Annotated in this window: 11 protein-coding genes; all 11 read left to right on the top strand. The window is 27.8% G+C overall.

Annotated features, from left to right (window positions below):
• The 11 genes from deoC to topA all read left to right on the top strand — a co-directional run bounded on the left by deoC (position 1) and on the right by topA (position 12,271).
• On the top strand, positions 1 to 657 hold the full coding sequence (gene deoC, locus ABID14_RS00935; RefSeq protein ID WP_354366570.1) for a deoxyribose-phosphate aldolase: 657 nt from the start codon (positions 1 to 3) through the stop codon (positions 655 to 657).
• 5 nt (positions 658 to 662) lie between these two features.
• Positions 663 to 1,415, top strand: a complete 753-nt coding sequence (gene lgt / locus ABID14_RS00930) for a prolipoprotein diacylglyceryl transferase (protein WP_354366780.1) — start codon at positions 663 to 665, stop codon at positions 1,413 to 1,415.
• A 44-nt stretch (positions 1,416 to 1,459) separates the two neighbouring features.
• On the top strand, positions 1,460 to 2,086 hold the full coding sequence (locus tag ABID14_RS00925; RefSeq protein WP_354366569.1) for an epoxyqueuosine reductase QueH: 627 nt from the start codon (positions 1,460 to 1,462) through the stop codon (positions 2,084 to 2,086).
• Entirely contained in the window at positions 2,076 to 3,221 is a 1,146-nt protein-coding gene (locus ABID14_RS00920) for a CapA family protein (protein ID WP_354366568.1), read from the top strand. Before ABID14_RS00925 ends, ABID14_RS00920 begins: the two co-directional genes overlap by 11 nt.
• The gene (locus tag ABID14_RS00915; RefSeq protein ID WP_354366567.1) at positions 3,214 to 3,903 is read left to right on the top strand and encodes a tRNA1(Val) (adenine(37)-N6)-methyltransferase; all 690 of its coding nucleotides are present in this window, start codon (positions 3,214 to 3,216) and stop codon (positions 3,901 to 3,903) included. Before ABID14_RS00920 ends, ABID14_RS00915 begins: the two co-directional genes overlap by 8 nt.
• Entirely contained in the window at positions 3,900 to 4,694 is a 795-nt protein-coding gene (gene rsmI, locus ABID14_RS00910) for a 16S rRNA (cytidine(1402)-2'-O)-methyltransferase (protein WP_354366566.1), read from the top strand. The genes ABID14_RS00915 and rsmI overlap by 4 nt, the downstream gene beginning before the upstream one ends.
• Entirely contained in the window at positions 4,691 to 5,629 is a 939-nt protein-coding gene (locus ABID14_RS00905) for a DNA double-strand break repair nuclease NurA (RefSeq protein WP_354366565.1), read from the top strand. The genes rsmI and ABID14_RS00905 overlap by 4 nt, the downstream gene beginning before the upstream one ends.
• Positions 5,630 to 5,638: 9 nt before the next feature.
• Positions 5,639 to 7,474, top strand: a complete 1,836-nt coding sequence (locus ABID14_RS00900; protein ID WP_354366564.1) for an ATP-binding protein — start codon at positions 5,639 to 5,641, stop codon at positions 7,472 to 7,474.
• Positions 7,475 to 7,484: 10 nt separating this feature from the next.
• A complete protein-coding gene (locus ABID14_RS00895) occupies positions 7,485 to 9,005 on the top strand; it encodes a YifB family Mg chelatase-like AAA ATPase (protein WP_354366563.1) in 1,521 nt (506 codons plus the stop codon).
• A 79-nt stretch (positions 9,006 to 9,084) separates the two neighbouring features.
• On the top strand, positions 9,085 to 10,086 hold the full coding sequence (gene dprA, locus ABID14_RS00890; RefSeq protein WP_354366562.1) for a DNA-processing protein DprA: 1,002 nt from the start codon (positions 9,085 to 9,087) through the stop codon (positions 10,084 to 10,086).
• A 109-nt stretch (positions 10,087 to 10,195) separates the two neighbouring features.
• Complete coding sequence (gene topA / locus ABID14_RS00885; RefSeq protein ID WP_354366561.1) at positions 10,196 to 12,271, top strand: type I DNA topoisomerase; 2,076 nt, start codon at positions 10,196 to 10,198, stop codon at positions 12,269 to 12,271.
• Position 12,272: the final 1 nt, after the last annotated feature.

Raw genomic sequence — 12,272 nt, 5'->3', positions numbered from 1 at the left:
ATGAAAATGAATAGAATTATTGATCACACATTATTAAAGCCAGAAGTTACTGAAGAACAAATTGATAAACTTATTGAAGAAGCCAAAGAATATAATTTTTGGTCTGTTTGTGTAAATCCAATATGGGTAAAAAAATGTGCTGATTTATTAAAAAATACTGAGGTTAAAGTTTGTACTGTCATAGGATTTCCTTTAGGAGCGAATACAAAGGAAACAAAATTATTTGAAGCTAAAGATGCAATTAATAACGGCGCAAGTGAGATAGATATGGTTATTAATATTGGCCTATTAAAATCAGGCAAATTTTCTGAAGTTGTAGAAGAGATAAAATCTCTTGCTGATGAAAGTCACAAAAATAATGCTATTTTAAAAGTTATATTAGAGAATTGTCTTTTAACCAAAGAAGAAATAGTAAAAGCGTGTGAATTATCTGAAAGAGCTGGTGCTGATTTTGTAAAGACTTCAACAGGTTTTTCTACGTCAGGTGCAGAAGCTTCAGATGTTAAATTAATGAATGAATCTACTTCAAATAAAGTGAAAGTTAAAGCTAGTGGAGGAATAAGAGATTTAGATAAAGCAAAATTGATGATAAAAAATGGAGCTGATAGATTAGGAGTATCTGCAGGAGTATCTATTATGAAGGAGCTAGAATCTTGAATTCTATTAATCCAATAGCAGTAAATTTATTTGGACTAGAGATTCGTTGGTATGGAATTCTTATAGCAATAGGTGCCTTACTTGCTGTATTTATTACAGAAAACATGGCTAAACGTAAAAAATATATTAATGGCATGTATGAAAGTATTAGTACAGATATTTCAATTATTGTATTATTATTTGGTGTGCTAGGCGCCAGACTCTATTATGTAATTTTTGAATGGGAATATTATTCAAAACATTTAGATGAAATACTTGCTATACGAAATGGCGGTTTAGCTATTTATGGTGGAATAATTGCAGGTTTAATAAGCTTATATATTTTTTGTAAAATCAAAAACATTAAGTTTTTAACACTTGCTGATTGTATTGCTCCAGGGCTTGCATTAGCACAGTCAATTGGAAGATGGGGTAATTTTATAAATGGCGAAGCACATGGTGGAGTTACTGATGTTTCTTGGGCTATTATTGTAAATGGTGAAAGAGTTCATCCTACTTTTTTTTATGAATCTTTTGTAAATTTTTGTCTATTTATATTCTTATATTTTTACTTGTCAAAAAGACAAAAATTTGAGGGGCAAATAATGTCTATATATTTTATTGTGTATGGAATTGCAAGATTTTTTATAGAAGGTATGAGAACTGATTCATTATATTTAGGTTCTTTTAGAGTCTCACAAATCGTAAGTATTGTGCTCGTTATTATTGGATTAATTATTTATTTAACTAATAATATATATAAAGTTAATTCGAATTAAATTATAAAGGCTAGCAATCGCTAGTCTTGATTTTTAGGTGCTAAATGAACAAGATTAATTATAACAAAAAGATGGAAAATATTATAAATAATATAGATAATAAAAAGCCAAAATTACTTTTACATTCTTGCTGTGGGCCATGTTCTTCAGCAGTTCTAGAGAAAATTAAGGAATATTTTAAAATTACTGTATTCTATTATAATCCTAATATAGATTCCGAGAGTGAATATAAAAGAAGAAGTAAAGAACAAGTTGAATTATTAAAAGATATGGATTTGAATGATGAGATAAATATTGTAGTAGAAGAATACATCCATCAAGAATTCTTAGAGTATATAAGAGGGTTTGAAAAATATCCTGAAGGTGGCGCCAGATGTTTCAAATGTTATATGCAAAGGTTAGAACAAGCTGCTAAATATGCTAAAAATTATAATTTTGATTATTTTACTACAACTTTATCAATATCTCCTCATAAAGATTCTCAGGTTTTAAATAGAATAGGCCAATTTCTATCGGTAAAATATGATGTAAAATATCTATATTCAGATTTCAAAAAGAAAAATGGTTTTAAACGATCTGTAGAATTGACAAAAGAATTTAATATGTATAGACAGGATTATTGTGGGTGCGAATTTAGTAAAATTGAAAGGCAAAATATAGATGAAAAATAAGTTAAAAGCGATATTTCTATTATTTATTTTATTATTATTAATTTCGTGTGATGTATCAAAAACTGATAATTTATCTAATAAATCTAATATTATTAATGATAGCAAGGTTTCTAAAACTACAGAAATTGAGATACTGGGTATGGGTGATTTGATTTTTCATCAACCAATAATAAAAAACTACAATGAGAATGGGACTTATGATTTTAGCCCTATATTTTCCAACGTTTATGAAGATATTAATTCTGCAGATTTAACAATCGCAAATTTTGAGGGGACTACTAATTTAAATAGAGAATTGAGTGGATTTCCTTTATTTAATTTTCCAAAAGAGAGTATCGATTCTCTTAAAAATGTAGGTTTTGATGCTATGTCCACTGCTAATAATCATGCATTAGATACAGGCATCGAAGGATTAATAGATACGATAAATAATATGAAAGACAATAATATTAGATATTTTGGTACAAATTTAAATGATAGCTCTAAGGGCAAGATTATCGATGTTAAGGGCATTAAAGTAGGGTTAATTTCTTTTACAGATACTTTAAATGGAATGGATTCTATAATAAGAGGAAAAGAATATTTTGTTAATACTTTTTCTCAAGATGTAAAGAGGGATATACAAGAACTAAAGGAAAATAGTGATGTTGTCATTGTTTATCCTCATTGGGGAATAGAATACCAGCATAAACCTAGTGAACGGCAAATTTATTTAAAAGATAAACTCTTCGAATATGGTGCAGACATAATTTTAGGTTCTCATCCACATGTATTACAAAGATATGAAAATATAGAATCCAGTGGTGAAAGTAAATTTATTATTTATTCTATGGGAAATTTTCTTTCTAATCAGAGACAGGAATTTATACACCGTGAAGGAGTAGAGACAGGTTGTATGGTTAAGATTACACTCTTAAAAATTAATGATAAGACTGAAGTAAAGAATGTGAATGTTATTCCTACTTTTGTTAATAGATATTGGGAAAATAATAAATTGACATATAATATAATAAAACTTGAGGACTTTAAAAGTGGTGGTAAATTAGAAAATACTGTGGATTTGAAAAGTAAGAAATTTTTCTTACAAAAACTTGAAGATGCAAATTATGTTTTGACAGGAGTAAAAGATGAATAGGGATCAAGTAATAGGAACAAAGCATATTATCTATCAGAAAGATGATGAATTTAAATATACTACTGATTCTTTAATTTTGTCTTCTCATATAAAAGGTGGAGAAAATTTATTAGATTTAGGATGTGGAACAGGAATTGTTAGTTTGCGTGTTGAAGAAAGGTTCAAAAAAATATATTGTGTAGATAAAAATACCGAAGTAGTTAGTTGTTTAAAACGATCTATAAAAGAAAATAATCTAGAAGAAAAAATATTAATTCTTCAAGAAGATATTTTTAATTTAAAATCGATGTTTAAAACTAATTGTTTTGATAATGTGGTTATAAATCCACCTTATTATGATTACAGTAATATAAAATTTAAGACTACTTTAGCTAAGCATAATTTTGATTTATTAGAAGGATTAGATATTATTAAATATTTGTTAAAAAACTCTGGTACATTTACTATGATATATCCTACTTTTAGACTAGCTGAAGCAATATTTAAAATTAATAAAAATTCTATGAAAGTAAAATCCATTATAAATATACATAATGAATTCAATAAGTCTTCTAAATCATCAATTATAATAGCAAAGAAACAGGCTAATTTTGGAAATACCTTTATAGACTTTTATGTAAACAATGAAGGAGATTATACTGAAGAAATGAAAAAAGTATATGAAAATGAGGTTTTAATATGATATATTTTTGTCCGACACCAATAGGAAATTTGAAAGACATTACACTAAGAACAATTGAAATATTAAAATCTGTTGATATTATTTTCGCTGAAGATAAGAGAAATTCTTTAAAATTATTAAATCACTACAATATAAGTACAAAGCTTTATTCATATCATAAATTCAATGAAAAATCTATGGCACAAAAAATTATAGAATTAGAAAATAGTAATAACATTGCAATAATTAGTGATGCTGGAATGCCTGGTATTAGCGATCCTGGGTATGTTCTTATTGAAGAATTAATAGCTCATAATATAGAGTTTCGAGTGTTGCCCGGTGCTAACGCAGCTTTAACAGCCCTAGTTTTATCTGGACTTGAGACAGAACATTTTTTATTTTACGGTTTTTGTTCCAGCAAATCATCTGCAAGGAAAAAAGAATTAAACGAACTAAAAGATGTAAAGTATACATTAATATTTTATGAAGCGCCTCATAGAATAAAGGAATTTTTAAAAGATGTTTATGAAGTTTTTGGAAAAAGAAATATATCGATATCTCGCGAAATTACCAAAGTTTTTGAAGAAACTATCAGAATCAATACTGAAGAAATACAAGGTATTGATTTAATGGAAAAAGGAGAATTTGTAGTAGTTATAGAAGGTAGTCGTGGAACGATTAATTATGATATAAAATCTTTAATATTACAGGAGATTAATAATGGAAATAGTAAATCAAAAGCCGTTAAAGTAGTTTCTAAAAAGTATAATTTGCCCAAAAATGAAGTTTATAAGGAGAGTTTAGATTTATGATAAATTTAGATAATCTTAAGTCTCAAATAAATGAAGTAAATTTCGATATAAAGAATAAATATAACTCAGTATTTACAATAGATTCGAATAATTTTAAGAATAAGTTAAAAACTGAAATTGGTGAACTTATTAAGCTGAAAAAAATAGATAATGAAAATATAATTCGATATAATTCATTGGTGGGGGTAGATGGTTCTAATAATAGATCTGGTGGTGCTTTTCCTCACTTTATTGAAATTGTTCAAGGCTTAGCTAAATCTACAAATGGTAACGAAGTATTTAATAGTACAGTTTATACACCTGCTTTATCTCAAACAGTTGATGATGGTAATTTATCTCAAAAACTTCTCGCTAGTATTGAAATAGAAACTGCTTTAGAGTATATAGATAAATATGAATTGAAATATTTAATGATGGATGGGGGATTTATAAGATATAAAATCCATTGTCTAGAATTATTTAAAAAATTAAGACAAATTTGTGAGAAAAAAGGGATAATTTTATTTGGTGTTATTAAAGATATTAAGACTAATTTAATAGCTAGCAAGTTAGATTTAGACAAAACTATTTATGATCGAGAAATATTATTTAATAGGTTGGAAATAGGAGAAGCTATACTTATTAACAATGAAATTAATAAAAAATTTCTAGAAAATGGAGATGGATTTTCTTCAGCATTTATGCGAACATCTAATTTTCCAGGAGCTATTGGAGTGGATATATTAGATACACAGCAAACACATTTAAAAGAAATATGCAACTTAATATATACATTAACCCCAATTAATTCTAGAGGAGTACCACTATGGCTTGATATTGTAGATAAAGATGTAAAAATTACTGATGAAATTATTGAAACTTTATTGGAAGAATTCTTAGATAGAGATATTTATGAAAGATTTTTTATTTCTGAAAGAGATAAAAGAACACTGTAGGAGGAAATTATGAAAGTATTAGGCATAACAACCACAAGGGAAGTTTTTATAGGCTCTAAAGATAAAAATTTTAGAAATAATGAATTTTTAATAGTAGAAGATCCTGTTCTAGGAGATATTATTGGAGGCGTTGTAGAATCTAAGACATTTAATAGATTTATTCCTTTGGATATGGGTGGAGATTTTATAGATAGTTCTGTACTCACAAGTTTAAACGCTCTTGGATATAATATAGATAAAGAAACAGTATATGTTTGTAAATTGAGATTTTTTGAAGAACTACTTTATCCACCTTTAACAGGTGATGATGTCAGAACTCCCGAATTTCATGAAATTAAAGATTTACTTATTGATATTGAACCTGAAGATGCATTAATTTTAGGGACAATCAAAAATACAGATAATATTGCCAAAGACATGGATGATCAATATAAAAATTTACTATATACATTAGATAACGATAAATTAAAAGTTCAAAATGAATTACCGTATTTATTTAATTATAAATCTATGCATCAATATCCGCATATAGGAATATTTGGCGGTTCAGGTAGTGGCAAGTCATTTGGGCTTAGAGTAATAATTGAAGAACTTATTGATAAGAATATACCTACAGTTGTGTTAGATCCTCATTATGAAATGGATTTTAGCAATTTATCAGATTATGCTCAAAGAAAATACGATGATAAATTTTCATGTTTAGAAATTGGAGTTAATACTGGGATAAAATTTCAGGACTTGGATAAACGTGATTTAAAAAATTTGTTAAATGCTGTTTCAGAACTTACTGATTCTATGAAGAATGTAATAGATGTAATGATGAAAAATGGTTCTAATTTTGATTCCTTCAGAAATAAATTAGATATGTTGCTGGAAGGACAAGAATATGGCTCTAGAGAAAAAATTATCCAGGCAACAAATGAAACTGGAGACATAGATGAAAAAAAGAGACTACAAATGGTTTTAAATATTTATGAAAGTTATGACAAAATTTGTAATTCTTTAAGTGTCAGAGGTGTGTTATGGAGACTTAACAATTTATTTCATGAAGGAATTTTTTCACACAATATAGATATCATAATGGAATTATTAAAAAATAGAAAACTTGTGGTGTTGCAAGGCTCAACAAAAATTATTAATATTTTTTCAACATATTTGCTTTCTAAATTATATTATCTTAGAAAAGAATATAGAGATGAAATTCATAGAAATTCTAAAAGTACCAAAGAATATTTCCCTCCTTTTATTTTAATAACAGATGAAGCTCATAATTTTGCCCCAAAAGGATATGAAACTCCTTCAAAAACTATTTTAAGAGAAATATCTCAAGAAGGTCGTAAGTATGGAGTTTTTCTTATACTAGCTACTCAACGTCCAACTCTATTAGATGACACTATAACTGCACAGTTGAATACTAAATTAATTTTTAGAACTGTTAGAGCTTCTGACATTGATACTATTAAAGAAGAAACGGACTTATCTTCTGATGAAACCAAAAGATTACCTTATCTAAGTTCTGGTGATGTATTTATATCTTCTGCAAAAAAAGGAAGGACTTCTTTTGTTAGAATCAGAGCAGCTAATACGATTTCACCGCATACTGAAAACCCATTTGATGAATTAGAAAATAGAGACGAGAAAAGATTTGAAGATATATTTTATACGATAAAAGATTTTCTTCCTGTAGATGTAGGGGGTATTAATAATTTAATTCAATCTATAAATAAAAAAAATAGCCTTTACTATTCTTATGATGAAATGAAAATCATCTTAGAAGAATTGGTAAATAGAAATTATATTGTTAAGGAAGAAACTTTTATGGGTGAGATTTATAAATTTAAATAGGAGATTTATTATGTATACTTTTACTAAAACCTGTTCTTTAACAGGATTAAATGGTCATGAGGTTCAAGTCGAAGTTGATTTAGCTAATGGATTGCCAAAAGTGACACTAATAGGATTAGCAGAAGGTGCAGTCCGCGAGTCTATAGAAAGAGTCAGATCGGCTATTAAAAATAGTGGATACGATTTTCCGCGTAAAAAAATTATTATAAATTTAGCACCAGCTGATTTAAAGAAGGACGGAACACAGCTAGATTTGGCAATTGCTATGGCGATTTTAAGTTCTGATGAAGAATTGGGAATTGAAAATAATTCTTTTATTTATTTAGGTGAACTTACTTTAGATGGCAAAGTTAATAAGATTCATGGGGCTCTACCAATGGTTATATCTATGAGGGAGAAAGGACATACTAAATTTATAGTTCCTTATGATAATAGAAAAGAATGTTCTATTATAAGCGATGTAGAAATTTACCCAGTTAAGAATTTAGAAGAGGTTGTATTATTTCTAAGAGGGGAGTTAAAGATAGAAAGATCAATAGGTGAATTTTTTCGTGAAAAAGTGAATTATCAATTAGACTTTTCTGATATTAAAGGTCAAGAAAACTTAAAAAGAGCTATGGAAATTGCCGCAAGCTCTAAGGCCAATATTTTAATAATTGGATCGCCTGGTTCTGGTAAAACTATGGCAGCTAAAAGGTTTCCAACTATTTTACCACCATTAGATTTTGAAGAAGCAATTGAAGTAACTAAAATCTATTCTATTTCAGGACTACTTGAAAATAATAGCCTTATTACTATACCCCCTTTTCGCTCACCTCATCATACAGCATCCGCTGTTTCATTAATAGGAGGTGGGAGAATACCAAAACCTGGTGAAATATCGTTGGCTCATAATGGAATATTATTTTTAGATGAATTGCCTGAATTTTCAAAGTCAGTATTAGAAGTATTACGACAACCTATGGAATCAAAAGAAATCAATATATCGCGTGCAAATGCAAATGTAAAGTATCCTGCAGATTTTCAGCTTATTTGTGCCTTAAATCCTTGTCCTTGTGGTTATCATAATTCAAAAAATCATGAATGTACTTGTAGTCCATATGAAATTTCTAGATATTTATCAAAAATATCACATCCATTATTAGATAGAATTGACATTCACCTTGAAGTAGATGAAGTTAATTATAAAGATATTTCCTCTGATAGAATTGGTGAAACTTCTGAAGAAATAAGAAAAAGGGTTACAGAAGTGCGAGAAATACAGAAAGATAGATATAAAAATAAAAGCTTTAAATATAATTCTGAAATTCCTGAAAAAGATCTTAAAAAATACTGTGAATTAGATGACTCATCAAGGAAAATTCTTGAATTGGCATTTCGTAAATATTCTATGTCGGCTAGAACTTATAACAAGATTTTAAAGACTGCTAGAACTATAGCGGATTTAGATAAAAGCACTAAAATTCAAGAAATGCATATATTGGAAAGTATACAATATAGATCTGTCGATAATAAGTTCTGGGGTGCTTGATGTGAATGATAGAGAATTTTTAATTTTTTTAAATTCAATTTTCTTCAGTAGTGAAAATTCCTTAAAAATATATAATTATTTGAAAGATAATGATATTGATATAAATGATTTTTATTTAGTTAATTATATAAAAGAAGAGATTTTAACCAAGAGATCTTATGATAAATTGATTGAAATGAAAAATCAAATTGATAATATTCTGAATAAAGTTAATAACGAAATTAATAAAAAAAATATTGAAGTACTTACAATAATTGATAAAGATTATCCAAATGAACTTCGTTATATTGAAAATCCTCCATCGGTATTATATATACGAGGTAATTTGATATTGAATAATCCATTGGCTTTTGTAGGAGCAAGGTCACATTCAACTTATGGGAAAGCTATGGTAAATAAAATAATTGATGATTTAAAAGGTTATGATTTTACAATAGTTAGTGGTATGGCTTTTGGCATAGATGCTCTGTCTCATCGGAGAGCACTTAAAAATGATTTGAATACAGTTGCTGTATTAGGTAGTGGAGTAGATTATATTTATCCAAAATCGAATAGAGATTTATATAATAAGATTTTAGAAAGAGGAGCAATAATAAGTGAACTTCCATTAAAAACTATTCCAAATAAATTCACTTTTCCTATGAGAAATAGAATTATATCTGGTCTTTCGAAAGCAGTTGTTGTAGTTGAAGCAAAAGATAGAAGCGGAAGTTTAATTACCGCTAGACTTGCTGCTGAACAAGGAAAAGAAGTCTTAAGCGTGCCTGGTAATATTAATTCTATATATTCTGTAGGAACAAATAAGCTAATTAGAGATGGTGCTACTCCTTTAATAGAAATCCAAGATATATTGGATATATATCCTGATTTAGTAAATACTGATGAGAAGATATTTAATATAGATTTAGATCTTGAAGAATTAGAAATTTACAATTTAATACAAAATGGACACACTAGTGTAAATGCTCTTTGTATTAAAGCAAAAAAAGAGATAAATGATACGAATAGAATATTAACTATACTTGAACTCAAGGGATTAATAGAAAGACTATCGATGAATGAATTTCAAATTATAAAATAAATTTATTTCTGAAATATATTTGCTTTTATTAAGGAATTGATATAAATTATATAATTAGTAATTGTAAAATGTAAAAAGAATAATTTAAGAATAGATAGGAGAGTTAATATTGGCGAAAAATCTTGTAATTGTAGAGTCACCTACAAAAGCCAAAACTATTAAAAAAATGCTTGGTCGCAATTACAAAGTAATTGCTTCTGTTGGACACGTAAGGGATTTACCTAAATCTAAACTAGGTATTGATATTGAAAATGATTTTGAACCACAATATATGAATATATGGGGTAAAGGTAAATTAATTAATGAAATAAAAAAAGAAGCTAAGAAATCTGACAATATAATACTCGCAACCGACCCAGATAGGGAGGGAGAAGCTATTTCATGGCATTTATCCCATATATTAAATTTAGATCCCCAAGGCAAAAATCGAGTTACTTTTAACGAAATTACTAAAAATACTGTCGCTAGAGAAATAAAAAATCCTAGACAGATAGATATGGATTTAGTTGATGCTCAACAAGCTAGAAGAGAGCTAGATAGACTAGCAGGCTATAAAATATCTCCATTATTGTGGAAAAAAGTAAAATCTGGATTGTCAGCTGGAAGAGTACAATCTGTTGTTTTAAAATTAATTTGTGATAGAGAAGATGAGATAAATAACTTCATACCAGAAGAATATTGGACTGTTCAATCAGATTTAAGAAGTGGAAGAAAGAAAATTTTAGTAGATTATTATGGTATAAAAGAAAGTGACAAGATTAAAAAAATAAATTTAAAAACAGAAAAAGATGCAGATAAAGTAATAAACAATATTGATAAAGATAATTTTAAAGTAGAAAATATAAGAAATGGGAAAAGGTCAAAAAAATCTTCAAAACCGTATACTACTTCTACTATGCAACAGGATGCTTCTAGAAAGATTAATTTTCCAACAAGAAAAACAATGATGGTTGCTCAAAGTCTTTATGAAGGTATTGAAATACCGGGAGAAGGGTCAGTAGGTCTTATCACTTACATGAGGACTGATTCTACTAGAGTTTCTGCAGAAGCAAAAAATACAGGATTAAAATTTATCGAAGAAAATTACGGGAAAAATTTTTTAGGTGCAAAAACGTCTAAAATAAATAATAATAAAGAAAAAATTCAGGATGCACATGAATGTATAAGACCGACAGATGTATTTAAAACACCTTATTCAATTAGTGATTCGTTGACGAAAGATCAATTTAAATTGTATTCTTTAATTTGGAAAAGATTTGTGGCCTCTCTTATGGCAAATGCAATATATCAAACAATAAGTGCAGACATAAATTCTAATAATGAAATTTTCAGAATAAATGGTTCAAAATTAGAGTTTGAAGGTTATTTGAAAATTTATGATGATATTTTAGCTAAAGAAATAAAGAAGGCCTTACCAGATCTTACAGAAGGTCAAGTCCTAAAATTCAAAGATATAATGAAAGAACAACATTTTACTAATCCACCAGCTAGGTATAATGAAGCTTCTTTGATAAAGGAACTTGAAGAACTTGGAATTGGCAGACCTTCCACTTATTCACCAACAATCTCAACTATAAAAAGCCGATACTATGTAGTTCTTGAAGAAAAAAAATTTGTTCCTACTGAACTGGGTTTTACTGTCAATGAAATTATGGAGGATAATTTTAAAGACTTAGTAGATAAAAAGTTCACAGCACAAATGGAAGATGAATTAGATTTAATAGCTGAAGGTAAAAAATACTGGAAAGAATTAATTAGAAACTTTTATAGTGGTTTAGAAGACGATTTGGAAAAGGCTTATAAAAATATTGAAAAAATTCAAATAGAGGATCCAGTAACTGATATAAAATGTGATAAATGTGGTAGAAATATGGTTATAAAAATGGGACGATATGGTAAATTTTTAGCTTGCCCAGGATTTCCAGAATGTAAAAATACCAAACCTCTTGTTGAAAAAATAGGAGTTAAATGTCCAAAATGTTTTGATGGAGAAATTGTTATAAAAAGAAGTAAAAAAGGAAGAATTTTTTATGGATGTGATAATTTTCCAAAATGTGATTTTGTCTCATGGAATAAACCTATTGATGAAAAATGTCCTAAATGTGGAAGTATCTTAACAGAAACTAAAAGCGGTAAAAAACAAATAATAAAGTGCAGTAATAGTACATGTGATTATAGGAGATAAT

Origin of the sequence: Peptoniphilus olsenii, from assembly GCF_040545475.1 — a bacterium.
Classification (GTDB): Bacteria; Bacillota; Clostridia; order Tissierellales; family Peptoniphilaceae; genus Peptoniphilus_A; species Peptoniphilus_A olsenii.
The sequence above is the reverse complement of the archived record's forward strand: the minus strand, read 5'-3'. Positions and strand labels throughout refer to the sequence as shown.